The organism is Kosakonia sp. MH5, from assembly GCF_009935945.1.
Taxonomy (GTDB): domain Bacteria; phylum Pseudomonadota; class Gammaproteobacteria; order Enterobacterales; family Enterobacteriaceae; genus Kosakonia; species Kosakonia radicincitans.
Window position 1 is genome coordinate 1,316,219 of record NZ_QODH01000001.1, and the last position, 24,477, is coordinate 1,340,695.

The window sequence follows — 24,477 nt, forward strand, 5'->3', positions numbered from 1 at the left end:
TATGTCCCTAATGCAGTATTCAATGGAAATTAACAATGAAAAAACTTCCCGACTTTCAGCATATCGAAATGCTTTTTCTTATTGTAAAGCATGGGAGTTTTCGCAAAGCGGCCAAAGAATTAAATCTTTCACCACCGTCCCTGACCAGCGCCATAAATAATCTGGAAGAGAGATTAGGTGTAAGGCTTTTAAACCGGTCAACCCGTAGTCTTTCATTGACAGCTATCGGCGAAGAATTCGTAAACAATATTACGCCTGTTTTTAATGACTATATCCGCGCCATCGACAGCCTCAATTCACACCGGGCGAAGCCAGAAGGCAAAATAAAAGTAAACCTGCCGCGTATCGTGCTTGATCTTTTCTTTCAGGAGTATTTTATTGAATTCAAAACAGAATACCCTGATATCACTCTGGAATTGTTCACCACCGACAAAAAAGTGAACATCATCGAATCCGGTTTCGATGCGGGAATTCGCTATATTCAGGATGTCCCTAAAGATATGATTGCCATCGCGTTAGGCCCCAGGCTTTCCCTTATTCCTGTTGCCAGCCCTGAATTTATTAACAAATATGGCGAACCGGATTCGCCACAGGAACTTGTTAACTTTAAATGTATTAACCGCTGTTTTCCCAGCGGGGAGATTTACCGCTGGGAATTTATCGATGAGCAACATAACATTAAAGAAATAGCGGTGAATGGCGATCTGATTATTGATTCGGATGCAGCGATGATCCAGGCGGCGGAATCGGCACTGGGCATCGCTTTTGTTTATGAACCGCTGGTGCGCCAGAAAATTAATGACGGCACGCTGATTCGTTTATTACCTGGTTTTCCTTATCCCGCTGAAAATTTCTCGCTTTATTATCCGGGGCGTAAACATATTCCTGCGCCATTACGCACTTTTATCACATGGGTCATGTCGAGAAATAAACGTCTTAGCGAAAAGGACTGAAAGTTTGTTATTACCGGCTGCAGTGGAATCAGCCCCCGGAGAGCCAGGCAAAAATCGCTTGCCCTGCTCTCTCTGCGCTTAAAAACGTGGCGGCCGAAAACGCGTTAACCCGGCCCCTCGCTCCCGGCCGCCAGCAGCGGAACCAGCACATCGCTGATGGGGACGGGAATGCCCTGCGCATGACCATAACGCTGTATTACGCCGTTGCGAATATCCCACTCCATGGGGCGGTTAGCCTGCCGATCGGCCAGGATCGAGGTGCCTAAATCCGCAGGTGCGCGTTGAAAACCCTCAATAATTTCCTGCGGAACGTTATCGTGCAGTAGCGCGCCTTGCGCACGTGCAACCGTCAGGCATTCGCGCAGGTAAGCCAGCGCCAGTTCCGTTACATCGCCGCGAGAAAACATTCCGGCGCGGCGATTAGCCAGCACCATCAGACCTGCAACGGCATTTTGCAGCAGCTTGCGCCAGGCGATCGACGTAAAATCGGACGACAGCTCAACCGCACAGCGAGTGCCGCTGAGCGCCTTTGCCACCCGCTTTGCCTGCGGCACATCCGGCAGCGTAAGACGCGGTTTGACGCGCAGCCACACTGAGGCGTCTGGCTCACGCTGCGCCGGAAACCAGACGACAGAAGGCAGTATGCTGGCACCATTAACACGGCTTTCCAGCTGATTTTTCTGCTCAACGCCGTTTTGCAGCGCGCACACCACGGTGTTTTCATCGCACAGGGCGGCCAGCCAGTCGGCACAGTCAGCGACCTGGGTCGTTTTCACCGCCACAAACACCACATCGAAAGGATTGGCGATCGCAGCCGGATTGTTCAGCACCGGCCCCGGCACAACAATTTCTCCTTCATCGTGGCGCAGAACTAACTGTGAATGGGCAGTGCGCCCGCACAGTAGCGGCGTGCGGCCAACTTCATGCAATACCGCAGCGATAGTCGTACCGATCGCGCCGGGACCGATAAGCGCGATGGAAGGATAGTCAGACATCTTGAGCCCTCCTGGTTGATTGAATCATCAGCGTGCCGATTGCGTTCTCGCGGTCAGCATAGAGTGATGCTAAACAGCGCCCCCACGGATGAAAAGTGAAGTGTCATCATCGCGCCATGAGCAAATACTCATGCTTTAACGATAACTACGCTGCGCCTGCTGTGATTCGGCCAGCAACCAACTGCGGAATTTCACAATATGAGGCTGGGTTTCCGTTCCCAGAGGGCAGACGAAGTAATAGGCGGCCGGAGAAGGAAAAGGGATATCAAAGAGCCGGATCAGAGAGCCATCGCCAATCTCTTTTTCAACGTGCCCGCTGCGCGCCAGGGCAATCCCCTGCCCAAGTAGCGCAGCTTCAATCGTCATATTGGTATCGGCAAAGCGGACACTCTCATGCAGCACATCGGTGTTGACGCCGACCCGCTTAAACCAGGCGCCCCATTTCGGGACCAGATCGGCGCCGTCACGCGTCAGGAGCGGGTAGCGCAGCAGTTCGGCAGGTTTATCCGGCGTACCAAACCGCTGTAAAAGCGCCGGGCTGGCTACCGGAAAGAGCTGCTCGCGGAACATAAATTCCGTGTGCAGTGCCGGATAATTACCGTGGCCGAAACGGATCGCCACATCCGCATCGGTGCTGGCGAAGTGAATGGCTTTATCCGTACTTTCCAGGCTGACCAGGATCTCCGGATGCAATCGCGCTAACCCCGGTAACCGCGGAAGCAGCCACTTCAGCGCAAAGGAGTAAGTGGTATTGACGCGCAATCGCACCCGACCTTTTTGCTCACGCAGATCGCTAAGGGTGGTTTCCAGCTTGCTAAGAAATTCACGCACCAGAGGAGCGAGCGCGGCGCCAGCGGGGGTCAGGCTGAGGGGCTTACCGCGCTGAAAAAGTTGCAGGCCCCAGAGTTCTTCAAGGTTTTTTAACTGATGGCTGACGGCGCTTTGTGTAATACACAGCTCTTCTGCGGCGGAAGTAAACGTCGTGTGGCGGGTTGCCACCTCGAATGCACGCAGCGTGGCAATAGGAGGAAGATCACGCATCTTTCTGTTCCCTGTAATGAGCTAATACTCATAACACAATAGGCTCGATTGATTGTCAGGGAAACGGTGCCGCAGAGAAAACACACTATCGTGTGCTTAAAATAATAGAAGCCACGCTCAGAAACGCTCCTCAGTCCGGGAGCGTTCTGCATATTCTCCCGCGCATGTGCTTATCGGTGGCCCGGAGGCCAGGCAGTGATACGCAGGCGCCAATGTATTCAGATGCCTTTCTCGGCCTGTCGGGGCGTAAAATATAAATTTAGCGTTCCGCCCCAAAACACACCGTCGATAATTCCACTCAACAGACCAAACATAAGATTAAAATTAAACGCGTATTTCAAATCCGGTTCGACATTGAGAAAAAAAATCAACGCGAATTTGGTAGCAAAAGCAACAATGATAAATATCAGGGTCAATGGCGTACCCGGACGAATAATTAAATCCGTTCCCTCTTTGGTTTTTAAACGCGGGCCAGAACGCCAGAGCAACCAGCCAACGCTGCCGCCAATGAGTAGCCCCGCCAGCATGGATACCATTCCCCAGTGCGGGAACGCCAGTTCATTAATCACGCCGCTTCCACCCCAAAAAAGGAAGATTAACGGCAACAGAAAAAGCCGCTTAACTTCCATTTCCCGGTCATTCAATGCATTTATTCCTCTCGCAATGAGAAAAACAAGCAAAATCCAGACCCATACAGGAGTTCCGGTCAAAATCGTTAATAATGACATATTATGCACCATGGTGTTTGACGCGATAAAAGTATCGCATGATGTTAGGAAGATATTTAGAAAAAAGAATACCAACACAGACCAGGCCAATAGTGGCCAGACGAAGCTGGGGAGTCCATGCAAAAAATGCATTGAGCAGGCCATTGGCAAGAAAGATGATTGTCCAAATCCATGTAATATATTTGTTGATAAGGTAGAACATGATATGCCTGCGTTTCTCCTCAGAAACACCGGCACTGGCATAAAAAATGGTAAAGGGTTTCTTGACCAACAGACTCATAAACGAGACGAACGCGAGTGACAGATAACAAAAACTTGTTGGGTAATTCAGTAACAACGTAGACCATCCGGCAAAGTAATTAATAAACAGGATAATTACCGTCAGAATATTGGTAATCATCACTGGCTCTCCCTGTCGGACAATTTTAATGTTCACCACAATAATAAACAGTAAGATCACACTTAAGATCAGTGACCTTTCAACGATGGTTAACACGTTTTCATTGACCACCCATGAGTAGATACTCCACGGAATAAAGGAAATTATAATATTGAACATATCGCATCATCCTTTCTATATTTAATAGAAAACTTGCCGCACGTGCATCGTTTTTTAGTTTCCGAATGAATATAAAAAACACCGCCCGAATCACACCCGGCATCTCGTTTAATGGAAAGCAGATAGGCATTTCCCGGATAAACCGCTTCAATAAATTTGACTTTTTCCAGCGCAACAAAAGCGATATTCTCCGCCGTCTCGCACGACGCTAACGAGAGAACCATGTCAATCAACAATGAACCGGGACATACGGCCCGGGAGGGAAAGTGCTCCTGAAAAAGCGGATGATGCGCGTTAAAGGAAAAAGAATAAGTATCCCCGGTTAACGGAGAAACATTATATAAATCACCGAGGAATGATGGCGAGGCGTTGTCGGAAGCCGATTCAGGTAAGTAGACCTTGCTGACCATGATAATAGCCTGCGCAATAACAGCGCGGTGATTATCGCGTGGAGTGGCCTTACAGTGAATACGGTAAGCATCATTAATAAGTTCAATATGCCCTTCAACGCGTAACAGTTCGCTATCAAAATTGGCGGCTGAGTCAAACTTTTCCACCATCACCGGCAGATAGCGCCAGGTTGGATCGGTATTTTTCGAAACCGCAGTGGCGAAGCGAACGGCAAATTGATGCAAGGCTTCGAGTAACAAACCCGGTTTCAGGTAGTTATGCGCTAAATCCCAGTGGGAAATATTAATTTGCCCGCAAGCAGCCGTCGACTCCGTTAAGGCAATGCCCTGACATATACCGAGGAAATTGGGCCCGACGCGATGACTTATAGCCATGATTGGGGAACCTTTTTATATTTTTCTCTTAAATCCTCTGATGACAAACCAAAGGAGTGGGCGCTAAACCGCGCTTGATAGTGCGCGAGAAGTATCGGCACCCGACAGACAAAAAAGGCCAGCAGCCCCAGTTCAGGCATAACCCGGTGCGCACTCATGACGCTGGCAATTAAAAAATCGACATTGGGTTGCAGCCCGCTGTTGTCCGAAATGGCACGGGCAAGCGCACTGAAGGGTCGCATCAACATTTGAAAGCGTGAAAAGAAGAAATCGACCCGGACATCATTGCGCATGATCGGATGACCAAACCCCGGCCAGGGCTTGTCCTTGCAGTAATGGTTTGCCGCGGCATCAATATTCCCTTTTTCAACATCATCAATGACGCTGGACAGTCTCATGATCGCATATTTACAGGCGCCCATATGCGCAGGCCCGGTGGCACAAAACCCACCGATTAATGCAGAAATAACATCGCTCTTGGTACTGGCAATAAACCTTACCGTGGTGGTAGTAGGCGTCACAATACCAAACCCGCCCAACAGCAGAGACATAAACCGGCAACGCGCCTCATCATCCAGGCCGGAAGAGGCCGCCTTCCCGGTTAACGCGAACCAAAAATAGTGTTCAAAGGATTTGCAATTTTCTATCGCCGGTAAATCAAAAAATGGCTCAGAAGAACGCGCCAGCGAAATAATCCACGGCATAAGCAAGATAATTTTCAGACAGTCGTCAGCGTTTACCGGTGCCATAACTTTATGCTGCGCCGCTGACACCTCAACTTGCGACAATAACATCATAAACCGCTGCATTAAGGTCAGTGATGGCAATGCGTTGATCAGTTGATGCATCGCTTTAATTTTCGTTACAGGGTCCGTTTGTTTCAGTTCGGTGCTGGCGCTCTGAATAAGCCGATCCATCTGTTCTTCATTAACGAGGCTGCCGGTCAGTGCAAACCAGGCATTCTGCAAATAACGGTTTGCATCGGCAATGTCGATCAAATTGCATCCACGAATAAACAATACGTTATTATCTAAATCATAATTATCAATAACATCATCTGACATGATTTACTCCTGTTGCTCCGGCGACAGGCGATAGAGCCTGATGTTGACATTATTGAGCGTGGTTTTGGCGATAAACTGCTCAGCCATTTCATCAATATTCAGATACCCCGACTCATAAAGGAAGTTAGGTTCCCGCTCTATCACATCGACCGTTTTGGTGATCGTTTTTTTAATGGCTGCGTACAGGTTTTTCTTATTCATAATGGAAGAAGACAAAATAATGACATCCATATTTTTATAATCAAACTCTTCGCCTGGCTGACATAAAAAGCGAACGCGATGCGCCTCTACATCTTTAGGAATACGCCAGTAATCGAAAACATTTTGCGCCTGCGCTACCGCATCCTGAATAATATCCAGAGCGGTTATTTGACATGCTGAATATTTTGCCCACATCAGCACGCTGGTTGGCATCGGCCCGCAACCCACATGACAAATATTTTCCGCATCACTGCGGATAAGCGCCCTTTCTGCATTGTAGAGTTGGCGATAAAAATCGATAAACTTATTTCTGTTATTGCTGATACTCTCAAGCTCAGATTGCGGGATCGCCAGGCGCCTGGACATCATTCCTGACATTTGCTCTTCATATTTCATTTCATAGTCGAGCGCTTTACGATCCAGTTCCGCAAGAAGATCCTTGTGGGTATCAATAAAGGTATTAAAAACGGCAGCATCCTCTCTGCGCGCAGCAGAAAATTGCATACTGATATGCTGGAGCCTGTCGTAAAAATCCATAGAAAAGAGTGAATGCTCATCAATCGGATGCGAATTCACTAACACAATTTCATGAAGCAAGTGATCAAGTTGCATTAGCATGACTCCCTTGTGTCGCAAACCAGCAGACATTTCCCTCTGGGTGAAAAAAGCAGAGCGTTATACTCAACAACGGTGAGATTGATACGTCCCCGGTTTTTCATATAGGCTTCATAAATATCCGGCAAATGACAGATTTCGTTCTCCAGCCCGGACAAATCAGAGGCATGAGATAATCCGCAGCAGATTTTAATATCCATGATTTCTTGTCTCTCAGCGGATAACGACAAGACGATTTGAACAATCGCCTCAGGCAATCGTTGATTAATCATTCTGGCTATTTTTTCATGGCTAATCAGATTGCCCATGAAATTAAAATCTATCGCGTTGCGTTTAATACCCTGAAAATAGAGTTGATTATTTTCAACGGATAATTTGCCCATATCCCCTACCGGATATCTGACAAGTTTACGTGAGGCATCCGGGTCCAGCGACGTGACCAATAGCCCTTTTTTATCGTCATATTCAAAGAAGAAGTCATCGCTGAACAGCAGATATTTATTATGATGCCCCTCGACAGACATCCCAATGAAACCGCACTCCGACAGGCCGTACAAACCGATTACCCGAAGGTCATCGCCCAGTACCTCGCGCAGATACTTTTCATGCGCGGCCAACATCGGTTCACCGGTAAAGACCACTTTTTTAATGGACAGCGGAACCCCAAGCCGGAGCATAGTTTCCACAAACTGAACGAGAGTGGCCGGCACACCAAACAGCGTCGAGAGCTGAATTTCGGCCAGAAAATCGAAATGATTCTTCTGCAGCAATGCAATATCGCCGACCGGAACCACATGCGCGCGACAATGTTTTAAAATTTCACACGCCGAATAGTGTAAGGATGAAAACAGGTTAATCGTAAAGAGGTTACCAACGACGTCTCCTGCGGAAAAAACCTGCCGTGACCGCAGGTTATGAATTAAATTGTGCTCCGATGCGCTGACCGCGTCCTTGCTGGATTTTAAACGGACGCTGATCATTTTCATCGCCCCGGTGGTGCCGCTTGTGGCGCCAAGCAGCATCGGTATTTGTTCAGCCGCAGGGTCCCGCTGCGTCAAAGAACCACTGTCGCCAGTGGTTGAATAAACGTGGGAACTCATCCTGACTGAATCACGGAAGGCCGTATAATCGAATGCCTGGCATCCGGTGATTGCCGTAATCCGCGGTTGCATTTTTGCATACATCTCAGCGCAGCAATAATCCATGATGACTCAGGCCTTTTTAATGAAAATTTCACAGCCCAGGGCAGCAAGGCCTTCTCCGCGCGTCACTGTCCAGCTTATCCCGTCAAGATCGCAGCAGTGCATAAGCGCGGTAAGACTCGCCAGCGTGAATTTTTCTTCCGTGGACATATTCGTCACGCCACACTCGCTACGTGATTGATTGAAAACACCCAGCGCGGTCTCTTCTGCATCGGCCAGCGGTTCGTGGATAATAATGCGACCGCCGCTATCCAGAACACGACACAGCTCCTGCAATCCTTTTGCAGGTTCAGCCCAGTGATGAATGACGGAGCGGGCATAGATCATTGAAAATGAATTATCGGGAAACGGTAAATTACTGACGCTGGCTTCAACAATGTTGAATACATGCTGGCATTTCAACTCGGTACATTTTTTAACGCAAAAACGCACCATGCGCGGATCAATATCAACCCCATAAAAGGAGTAATCAGTGAGTTTTTGCGACTGGAACAGGTCGAAAAGCATGTGGCCGGTTCCCATACCAATGTCCAGAATTTTTTTCCTCGGCGAAGTAATACTGGATGCTTCTTCCAGAATCCTTTCCTTTAAATACTCGTTCCACGGTGATGTACCTTCTGTCGCGTAAGTTTCATAGTGTTCAGGTGTGATATCTACCAGCAAATCGTTCATACCAATATTCCTTAAATATATTGATGGCTATGCCACAGGATTGTTAAAAAGTTAACCGGGTATTGCGACGCTCATCTCTTCATATAACAGATCATCTAAAATGATCGATGTTAAAGATGCATCCAGCAAAACGACGGTTATTACGGATTGTTCAAGGTAATAGCAGTTACAAATAAACGTCCCTCCCTTAAATTCAGGTACTTTGCCAACATAGCGGAAAACGCATCTCACCCGATTATGTGCAACTAATAAATAATCATTGATATCAAAAGTACATGCCGAAATGGCGCACAATGCCTTATACAGACTCTCCATACAGCTGAATATCGTGGTGCATAAACGGTTGTCCGGCGCCTGCTCCAGCGAGAAACGGGCATATTTTTCACAATAATTCAGCATAAATGGCCTTGGTGCTTTCGCCTTTTCGATAAACTCGATATCAATCCCGACAGAATGAATCCGCGGATCATTATTCACCAACATAACGCTTTCATTCCGTCCATGGCTTACGGAACTGTGGGCCATATCGACGCCAGACAAAATCCTGTTAAATATATCGACAAAAAGCACTCTGGCCATTTCACGGCACAATATCTTTTCCGCTGTACGCGTTGTTGAGACCGGCAAATAGCGATGAAGCCTGTCGACATTTAAATAAGCGGCATAAAAAGAGTGACTCACAATGCACAGATAGTTGTTTGCATGACGATTAACATACACTTTATTCATGCCACGACTCTTACCCTATACTGCACATTTTATCTTCCCTGTTTTTGTCGTAGCGATTTCTCTGACATTTATTCTGAATGCATACTGATACCATTTATCTGACAATAGCTTGGTGATTGTCTTTATCTGCGCACTGCTCGCGGACATATCAAGATTGAGATAAAGATCGCCGTTCTGCGCTTTTGAAAAATAGTGTCGCAGGCATCCGGCATTCTTCACAATATCATTTGAAATAAGCTGAACCGGAATAAACTTGCCGTTGTGTTTGAATTCATTCACCGCTCTGGCAATCCAGTAATAGCATTCGGCTTCATCTTTCACAAACAGATCGCCGGAATCAAACCATTCCGCTCGCGGCTTTAATTGCAGGTAGCTATCGACATAGCCATCACAAGCGAAAGGCGTTTTATAAAACATCCGGCACACTGAATCAGACGCCTCCACATCGACGGGACGCAAATCAATTTTGATGCTATCCGTCATGACCTTACCGGGCGCTACAACGCCATATTTGCTGGTTTTTTCAATATCACCAGGCGACCGAATCCCATTATGAAATAAACGAGGCCCGGATTCGGTCTGGCCGAAGTTATTCCACAATGTATTGCAGGATGAAAGGATGCTCGCTGCCTGCACGGTAAGCAGACGATCGGATGCATTCAGGATATTGTTTACGTGAATTCGGCTTTTGGTAAAAATTTCGCTGACTGGCAGCATCCAGTCGCCGATTAAAGGCAAATTGGTAATGCTGTAGTGTGAAACAAGTTCACCAATATTGCTGATGTGGAATTTTTCAAATACCAGTCTACTTTCCGATAAAAATGCACACAGCATGGTTGAGAGACCATACATATACTGCACCGGAAAATAACACAATGAGCGATCTTCATTGCCGAGCTTGAGATACTGGCTCACCGCACATGCGTTTTCAATCAGTGTATTTTCATGATACTGGATCAGCTTAGGCGTACTGGTTGTTCCGGAGGTGCAAAAATAAAAACGCGCACACGTATACTCAGTAAAACCATCAAGCTTCTCGCTCGCAAGCGTCGAACAGCGGTCAAATGAGATATTAATCCGCTGGTTTATCGTATTAATATCCCTGACTTCATTGCTCATAACCAAAGCCGCAATACAATCTGTATCAACCAGCATATCAACAATGTCAAGGTCATGAATATTGACTATCCAGGCTTTCAACCTGAGCGCAGAAGCAACAAAATAGCTGATCATGCCTTCGAAATTATTTCTAATCACAAAAACAAAAAGCTTATTTTGTTCCACCTGCGGGCGATGACGAAAATATCTGACCACGCTACTGGCACAGCCCTTTGTCAGCATGGTGACATCATCTGACGAATATTGACTGTCATGACAAATTACTTGCCAGTCTCTTTCTAATAAGGAATGCATTGTTAGCATGATGTCTGCCTTACAGATATTTTGGATTTCCTAAAACCAGACTGCCTGCGCCACCGCCCATACCAAATGAGTTTTTCAATGCGTATTTAAGCGGCCGGTGCTGATGCTCATTCACAAGTTCAATGCCATCGGGTAATTGCGGATCGGGTTCATCGCAATTCAAAATTTTGGGTAAGAGATCATGCTGAAATGAAACCAGCACGCCCAGAATTTCCATCGCCCCGGCAGCCGCAATCAGGTGCCCGTGATACGATTTCGTCGCCACAATCGCCGGATTGTGCTCACCAAATACTTTTCTGATTGCGCTGGCTTCGTGCTGGTCATTTTGTAATGTTGATGTTCCATGCGTATTCACAAAGTCAATCGTATTACGGTCAACCCCTGCATGTTCGATGGCCCGTTCCATCGACAATTGCATTTCCAGATCGTCTTGATGCGGCATCACAATATGCTGCGCGCAGAGTGCGCCGCCATAACCCAATAAATAGGCCAGAGGCTTGTCCTGCCGCGCCAATACGCTGGATAGCTTTTCAATGACGAACAGCCCCGCGCCTTCTGCTAAGACAAATCCGCTGCGGTGCCGATCGAAAGGCCGCGAACGCGCGGTGCCACAATAGTGTTCATCGGTCGAGATCACCCCCATTCCTTCTAATCGCGCAAGGTTCAACGGCGTGACTTTGGCTGAAACACCGCCGCAAATTGCCGCTTTAATTTCGCCGCTGCGGATAGCTCGCATAGCCAGGCCGATACTTTGCGTTGAAGCCGAGCAGAGGCCTAAATGCGCGAAGCTGAGACCCGCAAAGGGGATGATTTCATGTATCGCTTTCAGAACAGCGGTGGTATCAAGATCGAGAAAATCACCAATTTTAAAATGCTCCAGCGCAGCATCGACCAGGCATTGCTTATCCGCATCAGCAGGAACTTTTTCCGAAAAACCGATGCACTGTTCAATATCGATCGCCGGCTCATCGATTCCCACGATGCAGCCAATTTCTTCCGCAGAATAATATGTCTGTAGCCGCAGCCGATCGTGCAGGCGCTTTGCTGCTAATCCGGCGTAAAAAAGCTCGCCGTTTCTGAAGGGGCTTTTTTTAGGCCAGCTAATTGCAGCATTACCTTCAACAGGAATACCGGCTTCATGCGTCTGAAAATAGCGGTGATCAAACTTCTTTATCTCCCGTATACCGCTTTTCTCATTCATAAAGCTGGCGTGAATTTCATCCAGATTGCTGCCTAATGGCGTGACCGCGCCATATGCACTGATACATAAAGTATCTGCATCGAAATGGGTATTCATTATGATCCTTTCCTCAGCTTTTAATTAACCAAATGTTCCCGATACCATAATTGATACCAGCGCCATTCAGCATGACCCTGGCTCCTGAAGGAATAGCGGGATCATTAAGGCAGCATAAAATATCCAGGATATTATTGAGTTTCCCGGTGTAACCGGTTTTCGCTTTATAATTGATAACCCTTGCCCGGGGGAAAAATTTCTCTAGCGCAGAATACTCAGCTATTTTTTGTGCGCGAATACCGTTGTTATAACTGATAATAACATCGGGTTCTCCCTGTTGTGTCCGCTGTTTGCCCAACAAACGTTCCCAGTCCTCTTGTTCAAACCTGACTTTGGGGCAGTAGTGAACAGTGACAGAGGTTAATTCAGCCAGCGCATTGCGGCTGTCATTGTCTAAAGACATCACCGCCGCCCCCCAACTGGGGATAATACCGGACGCATCCGTAGCATTTTGCCGGATTTCACCAAACTTTTTAAAAACGGCCAGGCTATCGAAGGTCAGCATATTTGCCGCGCTCACCACCATTGCCCCTTCTTTTGCCGTTGAATTAACGATGTCAGCCCAGGCCAGTTTTAATGCCACCAGGCCACTTAACGATGCGGCGCGTAACGGTGTACCTTCCTCATGGTCACGTAATAATTTTGAGGTGTGATACAGCACATTAGTTGGCAGTAATCTCAGCATATCAAGAGGATTATTCATCTCTTTATATTGCTGGATATGTTTCCAGACTGAACCATCATCGTTGTATTTACGGCAAATTTCAAAAAGCGTAGTAAAACTGTGCTCCTCACTGTCACATGCCGTATAAAGAAAGGCTTTTGCATGCTCGTCGAGGCACGCTTTGCTTTTAAAATCGATCAGCGCATTGATCGCCATTTTTGACATTGAGTTCAGTACTGAGCAGTCCTCTCTGCTGACCCACTTTTTTTCCACCACCGATGGTGTCGAAAAACTGTAGTAGTCCAGATCATGGGGGTTAATTTCCCCCGCGGTGGCCAGTAACTGGCTCAGCGCCGCACTATTGGTGGCAAATTGCTGATGCACACCATAGTTTTTTATATAGACCTTTTCCATCACGCGACCTGCGTCTTAACGGCTGATATTTGTTGGTTGATATAGTTCAGCGTGAAATAGGAGTAGAGCTCCTTGAACTGAATTTTTTTATCAACCGCGTCTGCTCCTTTTAAGCCCAGCAGATTGTTGATTTCAGTAAGGCCTTTGCTGGTCCACTCTTTGGTATCAAATGAGTAGTAATCTTCTGTAGTCGCCCATTTATTTACCGGCCAAAGGCTTTCAGGGCTAACGTCAACTTTGAAGTGTTTTTTTAACTCGAAGGCAAAATCAATATAATCAATCGAGGTCATCCCGTAATCAGAGAACAATGACTTGTTCGGATCAAGCTCTTCTGCTTCATCCAGGTACATGATATCTTTAAAAATCTGATTAATTGTTGAAATATACATTAGATTATCCCCTCACCATTTCCGATCGTTAATGAAACGCCTGTAGTAATAATTGTGCCGTTAATAAATGAGCTGACGGCATTTGCAACATCTTCAGTAGCCAGCATTTTTCTCATTGGGATCGTTTTTTCTATACTGGCGATACTTCTCCCTTCTTTCGCACAATAGTCCTGGAGCATTTTTGTTTTGATATAACCAGGGCTCAGGCATAGCGTCCTGATATTGAATCTGGCCATTTCCAGAGCGACGCTGGAGAGATATCTTTCCATTGCTGCTTTTGTCGAACCATACAGCGAGTTGCCCACGCTGATTTTTTTGGCCGCCACCGAGCTGATAAACACTAGCTTGGTCTCATTTTCTTTATACTGCTTCATCGTTTTGACGATAGTATTAAAAATTAATACTGCCGACAGATAGTTAAGACGCGTTGTGGTGCGAATATTTTCGGGTTTCAGCTCATCGCAAAGACACGCCGGGTTATTACCAGCACAGTAGATGGCTACATCTACTTTGATATTTTCTAAGGCAGTACAGAATTGCACGACGTCATGCTCAGAGGTCAAATCCAGCTGAACCGGCATAACAGCGCTTTGATATCGCGCCTTCATATCGCTGACTACAGCTTCATTACTGAACCACGTAAAAACAACGAGATAACCATCATTAATTAATGAATTAATGACATTCCGTCCTATCTCAGCAGTACCTGCCACTACCAGCGCCAAAGGTTTTTCATTATATGCAGGATGATTTATAACATCGGTAAAGATATGGCTCATGACACTTCTCCTTGCTTATATTTAAGCGTAACCATGAATCTTCTATTGCAGCTCAAAAATTGAATCATCCATTCTCAATACAAACACAAGCCCTGAGAAGGCTATATAAATAAGCAATGTCTGATTACGTTTTAAAATATCATCTAATTTTACAAAATCAATTACTTTTACTTTAAAATATTTACAGACAAATAAAAGGCAAAAGGAATCCAATCACAAGCATTTAATATCCACTGACAGTCAGACATTAAATAACCTGTAATTCAGGCAATAATCATCCGCAGGTATTCTTCGCAAACAAATTTGCTAATACCTGTCGTAAGTTATTATTAAATATGGTTATTGCTGCAATGGATATTTTTATGCCATACAGTATTTTCCTGATTAATAACCAGCATTGATAATGTGCAGTTAGCAGTAAACGCGATCTCTGGTCTTTTATTATTTAGATGTTATAGAGAAATTTGTTCTGCATTGCCCGACTGACTTGTAACACATGCCCACCAATGATTAATTGAATCTTACCGGTACAGTCTCTTTTTATTTTTTCAATGGCGTTAACGTTGACGACAACAGAGCGATGGACCTGCCAGAATTCTTCCGGATCAAGTTGCAGTAACAGTTCCCGCAGCGAACCGCGCAGCAAGAAAATGTCTGACTGCGTTTTACTTTTCTTATACAGCGATATGTACTTATCTTCCGCCTTAAAAAACTGGATATCCGAACAATGAATTAATTCAATATCCTCGCCTTTTTGCACACGAACCCATTTCAAATAATTTTTATGTTCAACGTGCAGGAAAGACTGAAACTTTTCGAACAGTGCATTCAGATCGGGTGTGGCTTTGTCTGCCGTATTCTCATTCAGCCGCTGCTTCATTTTCAACACACATTGCTCCAGCCGTTTTTCATTCAGCGGCTTTAACAAATAGTCGATGGCATTGGTTTCAAATGCCTGTACGGCGTACTCATCATAGGCCGTCACAAATACGACTAACGGAAATTTATCCAGCTGGCTGATCCTGCGTATTAACGTCATACCATCCATTTCCGGCATACGGATATCCAGAAAGGCAATATCAGGCTGCTCTTCCGCGATGGCATCAAACGCTTCTTTCCCATTTTCACAGCTGGCCAGTATGTCCAGTTCAGGCCAAACATCTGCCAGCATTTTATTGAGCTGATATCTCAGTAAAGGCTCATCATCAGCAATAATTGCGGTTATGTTTTTAGTCATTGCGCATTTCCGGCGTTGAATTGGTGACTATTAGCGGGATGAAAATTTCAGCAGTAACCCCCTGGGTCGGATTTTCTTTGATGCGTAACCGGGCCTTCCCCATATAGATAGCATCCAGCCTTTGCCGGATATTCTCCAGAGCCAGACCATGCCCGCAGGATGATGGTGCCATAGAAAGCCCGCAGCCATTGTCAATGACCTGGATACATGCGCCTTCCGCCTCTTTTCTCACCGTCACTTCAATAGATCCGCTTCGGTGTTGCGGTTCGATACCATGGCGAATGGCGTTTTCAACCAATGGCTGAATTAACATGGGCGGTATAAAAAAAGCACCGGCGCTGAACTCATTCCTTATCTTGTAGACCAAACGCGCACCAAGCCTTATTTGCTGGATAGATAAATAGGCATCGATTAGCGCCAGTTCCTCATCAATATTAACAAAATCGCTGCGGTTTTTTTTCAGGGTCCCGCGTAACAAGTTCGTCAAATTAACCAGTAGAAGTTTTGCCAGTGCAGGATCTTTATCAATTAAGACATCCAGATTCGCCATGGTATTGAAAAGAAAATGCGGCTCTATTTGGCTCTGAAGCTGTTTGAGTTGACTTAGTGCCAGCGCTTTCTTTTGCTCAGATTGTTGGCGCTTTGCAACTTCGAGCGCGTTCTGCGCTTTTAATTTCTGTTCGTGGATATAAAAGAAAGTGAAACTGACGATAGCCAGAATGAAACCTGGCGCCAGCGTCGAACGTTGATTCAGAAAGAATTCGTTATAAGAAAATGGGCTAAACCAAAAAAACGCATTAAGGCTGCCAAACAAGATGCAACAGATTAAAGAGATACCGTTAATTTTTGCTTCAGACAGTGATGGTTTCATCCATCTCAGCAGCAATGCACTGAACAAGGCGCTGTAACCATAGCCAAAGCTAATAATCATTTTTCTGAATAATAAGGACGCCCAGTTGTGAGATAAATCTGCTGGCGACTCAAACAAGATAAGCATTCCGGCAACGCCCATACAATACAAACTTGTTTGTATTAGCTGAGTGCGAAACTTTTGGCTTACTGGTAATAGCCTGCGCATCCCGAATGTCCTTTTAGCTTTATATTATGGTGGAAGTTTCCACTCATATTTCTCTGCATTAACCTGTTTCCCTGATTTATTCCTGAAATTATATCATATTGATTAGAAATTTCCTTTAAGATTTATAAAAATCAAATCCCGATCCGGCATGTTGGCATACACGGAATTTCCCGCTCCGGTATAAAATCGGCTTGCCAGCTCAATCTTCATATCAGATTCTCCTGACTCATACACCGGGTATGAGAGCCTTGGAGTTGCAACCAGGCCGCCATCGGTTGGCGAAACCAGTAAATCCAGACTGGGTTCTAATTTTTCAAGCCACAAATATTTGGGATGTAAAGCAGCCATATTCATCTTAAAGTGCAGCATGACGTTCTGTGCAACTAAACTGGTATTGTCCAGCCCCCAGGAATAACTGCTGGCCAAACCTGTTGTTGCCGGATGCTGCGAGAGTTCGTCTGCGCGCTGAAATGCCTTCTTCCACATACTCTTATCCCAACTACGCCCGTCGTACCAATATTCACCGATAATATTCAAACCTGTAGTATTGGCCCAATTGAAACCCAGCAAAAATTGATACGAATCATTACTTGTTCCCCACCTGACCGGCTCATACATATCGCCTTGCTTATAAGACTGATAACGCTGTGCATAGGCAAACGAACTGTGTAGCTCCAGTGCCGGCGTCACTACAGCAACGACCGAACCCCCAACCGTACCGCGATGAACCTGATCAAAGTACATCACCCCCTGGAGTTCTGTATTCCCCACCAGGGCATAGCGCCGAAGACCGATACCGTGCTGTTTTTCCGCCAGCCGGGCCTGATCCGTATTGGTTGAGGCCCAGGACTCATCGGTTGCCACCAGTTCCCATTGACCAACACCATCAAACCAGGACGCCGTGGCCGCGCCGACACCTTCGTCAACCTGTATCCCCACCGGGTTGCGCTCATACGACTTAAAAATATCCAGGGGACGAAATCCGTACCCGACATCCCAGTCTAGCCGTTGTTTCCCGATGCTTAAATCAAGCGGCACACCTGCCAGTTCGGCTTCTGGCTGCCAAAATAACTCCTGCACAATCAATTTCTTAGTAGCAGAGTCCTGGCTGTCGGTTGTTAAAAGATTATTGCCTTGCAGGGCAAATGTCCCGGTTACGCTGTTCCACTCGGCCGTTGCCGTGAGCAGCGAATCCAGAGACTGTATCGACCCGCCAGCAGTATCGTTTAACTTCGTGTGGCGATATTGTTCACTTTCAAAACTGCTTTGCCATATCCAGTTAACATCAAATTTAGCTTCAGCCCGCGCGGCAACAATCAGCATGGATAAGAGACACAGACGACCCGAAGCGGTCACAGATCTACCCTTGGCTGTTGAATTAAATAGGCCGGGTTGTAATATTTTTCATCCAGTTGATACGGCACGACATTCTGGTAATCAATGACCGTTTGTTTCTCCGGCTGTATGCTATCCAGTAATGTCATTGAAACTATTTTTTGCGGGTGAAGCGGGTTATCCGCGGTAAAAATTGCCTGCTTCGCCATCTTTTGTGACAGCAAATAGAGGTCTGCTTTTAGCGGGAAATCATTCGTTGCATCCAGCCATAACTGAATTTTAGCGTAGGTTTCACCTGCCGTTTTTGCCGTCAACTCAAGGTGATTCGCCATGACGTGTTTATTTTGTATCACGATATCCTGCGTCCCTTGCAGCGTTCCCTGATAATGTTCGCTCCAGTTGAGGGTAGAAATATCACCGACGGAAGCATTGCCAAGGAGTTTTTGTATGGGCGTGATTCTGATTGGCCGATGACTTTGCGGCATCAACAGCCAATAATTATCACCGAGCATCAGTAATTTCTGACCCTCCTCGGCTTTCGATTTAAATAACACCAGTGACTCGCGCATTGGCCGGATATAAACATCGTACAATCTGGTAGTGTCGAGTTCATTATTTTGATAGAGCTTAACCACGGTGGTAACTTTTGCATAAGGCTCTCTGGAGCGATATTGATCTGCTTTTGTTAGCATCTGTTCCACAGTTTCTGCCTGAGCGGAAAAAGCAATTCCTCCGGCTAATAACAATGCCAATATTTTACGCATAAATCAGTGCCTCAATGATCGGTTTCTTCACACCTTTTCGGGCGGCGAACCACGCAACGACAAAACAAATAATGGCGACGGCAAGCGCCACGCTGATAAAAAGTTCGGCAGAGAAATAAATATGCAGCGGGTAACTTTCTGTTCTGCCTGGCGCAGGCGGCATTCTGATATCAACAACCGTTAATAACATCGCCAGCCCTGCAGATAATCCGCCGCCCACCATTGCTCCGCACATTGCCATTAACCCCGCTTCCAGCAAAAAACCGCGAATAATTTCCTGTGGATACGTACCAAGAGCAGCCAGTGTGCCTATTTCGCGGGTTCTTTCCGTTACCGACATGGTCATAGAGTTAAATAAAGCGGCAAAGACAACCAGAGCCATTACGCCACCCATAATGGCGAAAATGCGGTTGTATAAATTTTTAACGCCATCATAAAAGACAGCTAATTTCTGCCACGGTGTCGCGATCACCGGTTCTGCCAGTTTTAGGGTATGAAGTTTTGCTTCGATCTGTTTTTGTAGCACCGGGGTTTGCGGTGTTTCAAATAAATAGACCGACAGCGTACTGACTTTATGCGTGGCAAGCAGCGCCTGCGCGGCGGCAATATTGATATAAAGCTGCCGTTTATCAAGATCCGGAACGCCGGTAGAAAAAATGCTCTGCACTTTAAAATCCATGGCATTAAGCACACCATCCGTGGTGGTTGATAGCAGTGTCACAACATCGCCAACGGTCACTTTCAGGTTTTGTGCGAGGTTCGCACCCAGCATCACCTCAGGATCTTCTTTAGCAGCCGAATCGTCACTCTGGGGAGATAACGGCTTCCCGGATTTCACTGCCAGAAATTCACCTTTAATGGCAAATTCCTGAGGATCAATTCCGGTTCCCATATAAATTGTCGATTTTCGTCCGTTACTGATTAAACCATTAAATTCAATTCGCGGCAGAATGGCATGAATTCCCGGAATTGAAACCAGCGTTTTACCGATTATGGAATAATCGGATAAGCCATTATCCAGCGGTATCTCTTCTTCCTGCGCAAAATAGTTCGGCTGACTTAGCGTGATATGACCTATGCTCATCGCCGTTTCCTTCATCAGCGATTGATAGGTATACAGGCCAAAGCCTCCAATACAACATAATGAAAAGACCACCACGGCGATAATCAGAATTGACAGCGTCGATCGCCGGCTATTACGTTGCAGGTTGAGCCATGCGCTTTTAATACTTATTGGCATCAGGCGTTCCATTGAATCTCCTCAGAGGAGATAAGCCCATCAACCAGATTAATATGCCTGTCGCATTGGCTTGCCATCCGTGGGTCATGCGTTGCTATGACGAACGTGGTGCCCATTTCGTGACCGAGCGTTTTCATGATCTGAATAATTGTGTTGGCGGAATGACTGTCCAGACTGGCGGTCGGCTCATCGGCAATCACTAACCGGGGTTGATGTACTAACGCTCTTGCAATCGCCACACGCTGTTGCTGGCCGCCGGACAAACGCTCCGGACGATATTGCAGAAAATCTTCCAGCCCGACTTTCGCCAGCATTTGTTCCGCTTTTTCTTTTTTTACTTTCGTACTGAATTTATTCAGCGTTAAGGGATAAGCGACATTTTCGAAAGCGGTCATTACCGGGATTAAATTGAAACGCTGAAAAACAAAACCCAGACTGCTTCGGCGTAATGCGGTAGCTTCTTTAACTTTGCGGGGAAAAGGTGTGCCATCGATAAATGCACTTCCCTGATAGTTCATATCAAGCATGCCCAGGATATTCAGCAGAGTACTTTTCCCGGAACCCGATGGACCGCACAGCGCCACCATCTCTCCCGGGTGGATTTCGCCATTCACGCCACCTAATGCCTGTACCGTTTGCGACCCCAGCCTGTAGTCTTTTTTAATGTTAGAAAATGACAACATAGCCATTCCCCTTGTGGATGCATGAATTAATGGCATTCAATCTAAGGAGTGTCGCCAGCAAAAACTACAGCATGTGACGAACGGCAATAAGCGGGGATGAAAGGTAATATAGCGGGATGAACTGAAATGGTGTGCGCCGGAAGACCTCATCGACCGGCGATGTTTCTTAAGCGCACTACGGGTAAATAGATCTGTTTTAGAAGGTCGATACCGGATGCATTGCCCGCCTGGCTTTAGCGCTTCTTTCGATAGCGTCTCAGTGTCCGGTTCTCAAGACTGAGATCAGCAAATATTTATTTGAGACGTTGGTTCCCGCTCTGAAGATTTAAGATCAGACGGTTCCATAATACCGCAGGTGCTTATTTCACCGCGCCTTCGGTCACGCCGCTGATAAATTTACGCTGGAATACCAGGAACACAGCCACCAGAGGCAGTATGACAATCATCGCCCCCGCCATCAGCACCGGGATATCAATGGTGTTTTTATTCTGGAAAAACATCATACCGATCGGCAAGGTACGCAGCTCGTCTTTGTTCACCAGAATCAGGGGGATCAGAAACTCGTTCCAGGTCCAGATAAACAGCAGCAGCGCCAGCGTCGATAACGTTGGCCAGATGGCGGGCACCAGAAGGCCCCACAGAATTTTGCGCCGTGATGCGCCGTCCATCACTGAAGCTTCCACCAACTCGCGCGGCACCTGTTGCAGTGCGGTAGCGATCATCAGCGTGGTAAACGGCAGTGACAGGGCAATCTGCGGCAGGATAAGTGCCAGGTAAGTGTTGGTCAGCCCCATCCAGCGTAGCTCGTGATACAGCGGGATAATAAAAGCTTCGCTCGGCAGCACCATGCCAAGGCCAAGCAACGCCGCCACCACTTTTTTGCCGGGGATCTTCAGCCAGGCAAAGCCAAAACCGGCCAGAATGCCGAGCAGAATGCTGCAAATCACCACCGGGATCACCACCAGCACCGAGTTCATAAAGTAAACGTTGAAATGCCCCTGCTGCCAGGCTGTGACATAGTTTTTAAAGTTGAGCGACGCGGGCAAAGTAAAGACGCCCTGGAACAGCTCCATCTGGGTTTTGAATGAGGTCATCAGCGCCATCAGGAACGGCATGATGGTCATCAGCGCCACGATCCAGATAAGCGCGCGAAAAACGACTGGCGTGCCACGCATCAGTGACGCTCCCGAATAGCAAAGTGAATTAACGCATTGATCAACAACACAATCATCATACTGAACACCGCAACTGCCGAAGCATAGCCGAAGTAATGCAGGTCAAAGCCCTGCTTATACATAAAGAGATTGGTGACCATGGTTGAGGTGCCCGGCCCGCCCTGCGTCATCACATAGACCAGGTCGAAGGCTTTCAGGCTGGCGATCACCGTCAGCAACAGCGCGATACGTACCTCGGGGCGCAGTGACGGCAGTGTGATACGCATAAATTTCTGCCGCCGCGAGGAGCCATCCAGATCGGCCGCCTCCAGCAACGAGGGATCCATGCGCTGCAATCCCGACATAAACAACACCAGACAAAAACCAAAGAAGTACCAGGTTGCCACCAGGCCGACAGCAGGCAATGCCCAGTTGAAATCCCCCAACCATGACAGCGCCAACTGCGGCAGGCCAACTGCACGCAGGAACTGATCGATCGGGCCAAATGCCGGGTTGTACAACCAGCGCCACACCACGCCAAGAACCGCCATCGGCATGATATAAGGCAGGAAAAAGAAGATGCGCAACAGGCTACGCTCGTTATTATTGCGCGTTTCATACAGGAAGCTGCACAGCAGCAAGCCGACACTAATCGGCAATAGCGTATAGAACAACATCAGCAATGCGTTGTTGCCCAGCGCTACCCAGAACACCGGATCGCTGAACATACGCAGGTAGTTGCTGATGCCGCTGAAGATCGGCATGGAGGTGCCGTCCCAGTCGGTAAAACTGATACCCAGCGACGCCAGCAACGGCACCAGCAGAAAAACCGCATACACCAGCACTGCGGGTAGAAGGTAGAGCGCATTGCGCCAAGCAGATTTATTCAGCATAACCGTACTCGCTTGCGGGCCTGTCAGCGGCCCGGCATCACTGCCGGGCCGGAATTATCAGTGCTTCAGGGTTTTCAGGTAACGTTGATAGTTGTCATCGAAATTAGTGACCATCTGGTCGGCGGTTTGCCGTCCGGCCAGCAGTTGCTGCACGTTCTGATTCAGTTCGGCGTTCATGGTCGGGGTCGCCCAGTCCACGTAATGACCGAGGCCATCATGCTCGTTCAGCGTTACCCACACCTGGTAGGTCTCGGCCAGTAACGGGTTATCAGCCGGGATCTGCGCATTTTTGCTGGCGCTGGCGGGCAGGAAGCCCACTTTCAGCCAGCGGTTCGCCATCTCATCCGACACGATATAGTCGATGAACTTCGCGGCGGCATCCCGCTGCTCTTTGGTTTTCGCCGTACTGGTGATGGAGTACGCCAGGTCAGTCCCCCCCACCATCAGCGCGTGCTGCACGCCCGCGCCCATCGGCATCGCAGCAAAATGAATATCTTTATTGTCTTTGAATTGCCCCAGATACCAGGTGCCGCTCACCAGGAAAGCGGCCTGCCCGTTCTGGAACAGGGTGGCGGCATCGTCATGGCCAATCCCCTGGTAGCCGGTGAAGAAATAGCCTTTGTCGTTCCAGCTTTTCATCATGTTGGCGGCCTTCACCAGCTTGTCATCTTTAAAGGTACCGCCCACGTCATAAATCAGATCATCGAGTTTTTTACGGTCGCTGCTTTCGATCTGCGCTTCCCAGAGAGTACTGAGCAGTTGCTGGCCCATGTTGCCATCCAGCAAACCCAGCATCATTGGCGGAGTGCCCTGCGCTTTCAGTTTTTCCATCGCCTGTTCCAGCTCAGCGAGGGTTTTTGGCACGGCTACACCGGCTTTATCCAGCAACGCTTTGTTGTAATACAGGCCAACCATTTCACCGAGGCTGGCGACGCCATACAGTTTGCCGCTGCCGAAGTCCTGATTATCGGACCAGCGGTTACGTTTCAGGATTGAATCCGGGAAACGCGTTGTCCAGCCGTAGGTTTTGGCGTAATCATCCAGCGGCCAAAGCAGCTTGTCTTTCACCAGAGACCCCATGTCGCCACCGCCCTGGTTAACCTGGGCGATCTGCGGGCCATCACCCGCTGTCAGCGCCAGTTTGAGCGGGATACGGGTATCTTCGAAGGAGTGCACAGAACGCTGGATAACAATGCCGGGATTCTGTTGCTGAAACACTTTGATCGCTTCGTCCACCGCTTCTGTCTGCTGCGGATAGTTATAAATGTCCCACTCATTCAGGGTCACCGCCTGGGCCGAGGTCATCGCTGCGCCGAGCAGCACCCCCGCGGAAACCAGACGAGACAGGGTGCGAAGAGAGCTACAGAAGTACTGCGAACGTACGGTTGAATCACACATAATGCTCGGTTTCTCCAACAGATGACTGGCATCCCTTCATCTCGGCACCCGCAGTTCCCGCAGGCTGATTCAGCAGAAATAACGCTCACATCCATACTTACTTTATGAACAAAATAAAGTCAAACCTGTGCGGCGAGTAATTTTTGCTCTGTGATGCAGTGCGAAAAGTGAGAAGAAAAGTGGAGT

The 24,477-nt window shown here is 47.5% G+C and carries 25 protein-coding genes; 1 reads left to right on the forward strand and 24 read right to left on the reverse strand.

Annotated features, from left to right (window positions below; translation table 11 throughout):
• Nucleotides 1-35: 35 nt before the first annotated feature.
• Nucleotides 36-953: a LysR family transcriptional regulator gene (locus DK872_RS06235; RefSeq protein WP_161518130.1), complete on the forward strand. Its 918-nt coding sequence runs from the start codon at nucleotides 36-38 to the stop codon at nucleotides 951-953.
• A 104-nt stretch (nucleotides 954-1,057) separates the two neighbouring features.
• On the opposite strand, the gene DK872_RS06240 is transcribed toward DK872_RS06235, so the two are convergent.
• From DK872_RS06240 to DK872_RS06355, 24 genes are all read right to left on the reverse strand, one after another.
• Nucleotides 1,058-1,948, reverse strand: a complete 891-nt coding sequence (locus tag DK872_RS06240; protein ID WP_007373385.1) for an oxidoreductase — start codon at nucleotides 1,946-1,948, stop codon at nucleotides 1,058-1,060.
• A gap of 135 nt (nucleotides 1,949-2,083) precedes the next feature.
• Entirely contained in the window at nucleotides 2,084-2,989 is a 906-nt protein-coding gene (gcvA, locus tag DK872_RS06245) for a transcriptional regulator GcvA (protein WP_161518131.1), read from the reverse strand.
• 218 nt (nucleotides 2,990-3,207) lie between these two features.
• Complete coding sequence (locus DK872_RS06250; protein ID WP_161518132.1) at nucleotides 3,208-3,717, reverse strand: DUF6622 family protein; 510 nt, start codon at nucleotides 3,715-3,717, stop codon at nucleotides 3,208-3,210.
• A 1-nt stretch (nucleotide 3,718) separates the two neighbouring features.
• Complete coding sequence (locus tag DK872_RS06255; RefSeq protein ID WP_007373382.1) at nucleotides 3,719-4,276, reverse strand: hypothetical protein; 558 nt, start codon at nucleotides 4,274-4,276, stop codon at nucleotides 3,719-3,721.
• The gene (locus tag DK872_RS06260) at nucleotides 4,261-5,061 is read right to left on the reverse strand and encodes a beta-hydroxyacyl-ACP dehydratase (RefSeq protein ID WP_079516885.1); all 801 of its coding nucleotides are present in this window, start codon (nucleotides 5,059-5,061) and stop codon (nucleotides 4,261-4,263) included. The genes DK872_RS06255 and DK872_RS06260 overlap by 16 nt, the downstream gene beginning before the upstream one ends.
• Nucleotides 5,052-6,125, reverse strand: coding sequence for a citrate/2-methylcitrate synthase (locus tag DK872_RS06265; protein ID WP_071920281.1), 1,074 nt, complete (start codon nucleotides 6,123-6,125; stop codon nucleotides 5,052-5,054). The genes DK872_RS06260 and DK872_RS06265 overlap by 10 nt, the downstream gene beginning before the upstream one ends.
• Nucleotides 6,126-6,128: 3 nt before the next feature.
• Complete coding sequence (locus tag DK872_RS06270) at nucleotides 6,129-6,938, reverse strand: class I SAM-dependent methyltransferase (protein WP_071920280.1); 810 nt, start codon at nucleotides 6,936-6,938, stop codon at nucleotides 6,129-6,131.
• On the reverse strand, nucleotides 6,938-8,146 hold the full coding sequence (locus tag DK872_RS06275) for an AMP-binding protein (protein WP_161518133.1): 1,209 nt from the start codon (nucleotides 8,144-8,146) through the stop codon (nucleotides 6,938-6,940). The genes DK872_RS06270 and DK872_RS06275 overlap by 1 nt, the downstream gene beginning before the upstream one ends.
• 6 nt (nucleotides 8,147-8,152) lie before the next feature.
• Complete coding sequence (locus tag DK872_RS06280; protein ID WP_090397517.1) at nucleotides 8,153-8,815, reverse strand: class I SAM-dependent methyltransferase; 663 nt, start codon at nucleotides 8,813-8,815, stop codon at nucleotides 8,153-8,155.
• A 51-nt stretch (nucleotides 8,816-8,866) separates the two neighbouring features.
• A complete protein-coding gene (locus DK872_RS06285) occupies nucleotides 8,867-9,544 on the reverse strand; it encodes a 4'-phosphopantetheinyl transferase superfamily protein (RefSeq protein WP_139201271.1) in 678 nt (225 codons plus the stop codon).
• 15 nt (nucleotides 9,545-9,559) lie between these two features.
• Nucleotides 9,560-10,966 carry an AMP-binding protein gene (locus DK872_RS06290; protein ID WP_161518134.1) on the reverse strand — a complete coding sequence of 469 codons (1,407 nt, stop codon included), beginning with the start codon at nucleotides 10,964-10,966 and terminating at the stop codon, nucleotides 9,560-9,562.
• A gap of 10 nt (nucleotides 10,967-10,976) precedes the next feature.
• Complete coding sequence (locus DK872_RS06295; RefSeq protein WP_144134161.1) at nucleotides 10,977-12,263, reverse strand: beta-ketoacyl-[acyl-carrier-protein] synthase family protein; 1,287 nt, start codon at nucleotides 12,261-12,263, stop codon at nucleotides 10,977-10,979.
• 13 nt (nucleotides 12,264-12,276) lie between these two features.
• Nucleotides 12,277-13,341 (reverse strand): hypothetical protein, encoded by a 1,065-nt coding sequence (locus DK872_RS06300; protein WP_090397523.1) that lies wholly within the window; start codon nucleotides 13,339-13,341, stop codon nucleotides 12,277-12,279.
• Nucleotides 13,341-13,730 carry an acyl carrier protein gene (locus DK872_RS06305; protein WP_007373372.1) on the reverse strand — a complete coding sequence of 130 codons (390 nt, stop codon included), beginning with the start codon at nucleotides 13,728-13,730 and terminating at the stop codon, nucleotides 13,341-13,343. The genes DK872_RS06300 and DK872_RS06305 overlap by 1 nt, the downstream gene beginning before the upstream one ends.
• Nucleotides 13,730-14,509 (reverse strand): SDR family oxidoreductase, encoded by a 780-nt coding sequence (locus DK872_RS06310; RefSeq protein ID WP_007373371.1) that lies wholly within the window; start codon nucleotides 14,507-14,509, stop codon nucleotides 13,730-13,732. Before DK872_RS06310 ends, DK872_RS06305 begins: the two co-directional genes overlap by 1 nt.
• A 445-nt stretch (nucleotides 14,510-14,954) precedes the next feature.
• Nucleotides 14,955-15,746 (reverse strand): LytTR family DNA-binding domain-containing protein, encoded by a 792-nt coding sequence (locus tag DK872_RS06315; RefSeq protein WP_007373369.1) that lies wholly within the window; start codon nucleotides 15,744-15,746, stop codon nucleotides 14,955-14,957.
• Complete coding sequence (locus DK872_RS06320; RefSeq protein WP_035887158.1) at nucleotides 15,739-16,824, reverse strand: sensor histidine kinase; 1,086 nt, start codon at nucleotides 16,822-16,824, stop codon at nucleotides 15,739-15,741. The genes DK872_RS06315 and DK872_RS06320 overlap by 8 nt, the downstream gene beginning before the upstream one ends.
• Before the next feature lie 102 nt (nucleotides 16,825-16,926).
• Complete coding sequence (locus DK872_RS06325; protein ID WP_050998938.1) at nucleotides 16,927-18,180, reverse strand: hypothetical protein; 1,254 nt, start codon at nucleotides 18,178-18,180, stop codon at nucleotides 16,927-16,929.
• Nucleotides 18,177-18,923, reverse strand: a complete 747-nt coding sequence (locus tag DK872_RS06330) for an outer membrane lipoprotein-sorting protein (RefSeq protein ID WP_071920270.1) — start codon at nucleotides 18,921-18,923, stop codon at nucleotides 18,177-18,179. Before DK872_RS06330 ends, DK872_RS06325 begins: the two co-directional genes overlap by 4 nt.
• Nucleotides 18,916-20,163 carry an FtsX-like permease family protein gene (locus tag DK872_RS06335; RefSeq protein ID WP_237656156.1) on the reverse strand — a complete coding sequence of 416 codons (1,248 nt, stop codon included), beginning with the start codon at nucleotides 20,161-20,163 and terminating at the stop codon, nucleotides 18,916-18,918. The genes DK872_RS06330 and DK872_RS06335 overlap by 8 nt, the downstream gene beginning before the upstream one ends.
• The gene (locus tag DK872_RS06340) at nucleotides 20,163-20,846 is read right to left on the reverse strand and encodes an ABC transporter ATP-binding protein (protein ID WP_035887151.1); all 684 of its coding nucleotides are present in this window, start codon (nucleotides 20,844-20,846) and stop codon (nucleotides 20,163-20,165) included. Before DK872_RS06340 ends, DK872_RS06335 begins: the two co-directional genes overlap by 1 nt.
• A 359-nt stretch (nucleotides 20,847-21,205) precedes the next feature.
• Nucleotides 21,206-22,021, reverse strand: a complete 816-nt coding sequence (locus tag DK872_RS06345) for a carbohydrate ABC transporter permease (RefSeq protein WP_007373362.1) — start codon at nucleotides 22,019-22,021, stop codon at nucleotides 21,206-21,208.
• The gene (locus tag DK872_RS06350) at nucleotides 22,021-22,893 is read right to left on the reverse strand and encodes a carbohydrate ABC transporter permease (protein WP_007373361.1); all 873 of its coding nucleotides are present in this window, start codon (nucleotides 22,891-22,893) and stop codon (nucleotides 22,021-22,023) included. Before DK872_RS06350 ends, DK872_RS06345 begins: the two co-directional genes overlap by 1 nt.
• Before the next feature lie 57 nt (nucleotides 22,894-22,950).
• On the reverse strand, nucleotides 22,951-24,291 hold the full coding sequence (locus DK872_RS06355) for an ABC transporter substrate-binding protein (RefSeq protein WP_035943183.1): 1,341 nt from the start codon (nucleotides 24,289-24,291) through the stop codon (nucleotides 22,951-22,953).
• Nucleotides 24,292-24,477 lie beyond the last annotated feature (186 nt).

What these genes read in the sequence shown, in the direction of transcription:
- DK872_RS06315 (WP_007373369.1), bottom strand. Translation starts at nt 15,746, where the DNA reads ATGACTAAAAACATAACCGCAATTATTGCTGATGATGAGCCTTTACTG.
- DK872_RS06335 (WP_237656156.1), bottom strand. Translation starts at nt 20,163, where the DNA reads ATGCCAATAAGTATTAAAAGCGCATGGCTCAACCTGCAACGTAATAGC.
- DK872_RS06355 (WP_035943183.1), bottom strand. Translation starts at nt 24,291, where the DNA reads ATGTGTGATTCAACCGTACGTTCGCAGTACTTCTGTAGCTCTCTTCGC.
- DK872_RS06340 (WP_035887151.1), bottom strand. Translation starts at nt 20,846, where the DNA reads ATGTTGTCATTTTCTAACATTAAAAAAGACTACAGGCTGGGGTCGCAA.
- DK872_RS06310 (WP_007373371.1), bottom strand. Translation starts at nt 14,509, where the DNA reads ATGAGCCATATCTTTACCGATGTTATAAATCATCCTGCATATAATGAA.
- DK872_RS06260 (WP_079516885.1), bottom strand. Translation starts at nt 5,061, where the DNA reads ATGGCTATAAGTCATCGCGTCGGGCCCAATTTCCTCGGTATATGTCAG.
- DK872_RS06290 (WP_161518134.1), bottom strand. Translation starts at nt 10,966, where the DNA reads ATGCTAACAATGCATTCCTTATTAGAAAGAGACTGGCAAGTAATTTGT.
- DK872_RS06345 (WP_007373362.1), bottom strand. Translation starts at nt 22,021, where the DNA reads ATGCGTGGCACGCCAGTCGTTTTTCGCGCGCTTATCTGGATCGTGGCG.
- DK872_RS06350 (WP_007373361.1), bottom strand. Translation starts at nt 22,893, where the DNA reads ATGCTGAATAAATCTGCTTGGCGCAATGCGCTCTACCTTCTACCCGCA.
- DK872_RS06280 (WP_090397517.1), bottom strand. Translation starts at nt 8,815, where the DNA reads ATGAACGATTTGCTGGTAGATATCACACCTGAACACTATGAAACTTAC.
- DK872_RS06270 (WP_071920280.1), bottom strand. Translation starts at nt 6,938, where the DNA reads ATGCAACTTGATCACTTGCTTCATGAAATTGTGTTAGTGAATTCGCAT.
- DK872_RS06275 (WP_161518133.1), bottom strand. Translation starts at nt 8,146, where the DNA reads ATGGATTATTGCTGCGCTGAGATGTATGCAAAAATGCAACCGCGGATT.
- DK872_RS06240 (WP_007373385.1), bottom strand. Translation starts at nt 1,948, where the DNA reads ATGTCTGACTATCCTTCCATCGCGCTTATCGGTCCCGGCGCGATCGGT.
- DK872_RS06300 (WP_090397523.1), bottom strand. Translation starts at nt 13,341, where the DNA reads ATGGAAAAGGTCTATATAAAAAACTATGGTGTGCATCAGCAATTTGCC.
- DK872_RS06235 (WP_161518130.1), top strand. Translation starts at nt 36, where the DNA reads ATGAAAAAACTTCCCGACTTTCAGCATATCGAAATGCTTTTTCTTATT.
- gcvA (WP_161518131.1), bottom strand. Translation starts at nt 2,989, where the DNA reads ATGCGTGATCTTCCTCCTATTGCCACGCTGCGTGCATTCGAGGTGGCA.
- DK872_RS06305 (WP_007373372.1), bottom strand. Translation starts at nt 13,730, where the DNA reads ATGTATATTTCAACAATTAATCAGATTTTTAAAGATATCATGTACCTG.
- DK872_RS06265 (WP_071920281.1), bottom strand. Translation starts at nt 6,125, where the DNA reads ATGTCAGATGATGTTATTGATAATTATGATTTAGATAATAACGTATTG.
- DK872_RS06250 (WP_161518132.1), bottom strand. Translation starts at nt 3,717, where the DNA reads ATGTCATTATTAACGATTTTGACCGGAACTCCTGTATGGGTCTGGATT.
- DK872_RS06285 (WP_139201271.1), bottom strand. Translation starts at nt 9,544, where the DNA reads ATGAATAAAGTGTATGTTAATCGTCATGCAAACAACTATCTGTGCATT.
- DK872_RS06330 (WP_071920270.1), bottom strand. Translation starts at nt 18,923, where the DNA reads ATGCGTAAAATATTGGCATTGTTATTAGCCGGAGGAATTGCTTTTTCC.
- DK872_RS06295 (WP_144134161.1), bottom strand. Translation starts at nt 12,263, where the DNA reads ATGAATACCCATTTCGATGCAGATACTTTATGTATCAGTGCATATGGC.
- DK872_RS06255 (WP_007373382.1), bottom strand. Translation starts at nt 4,276, where the DNA reads ATGTTCAATATTATAATTTCCTTTATTCCGTGGAGTATCTACTCATGG.
- DK872_RS06320 (WP_035887158.1), bottom strand. Translation starts at nt 16,824, where the DNA reads ATGCGCAGGCTATTACCAGTAAGCCAAAAGTTTCGCACTCAGCTAATA.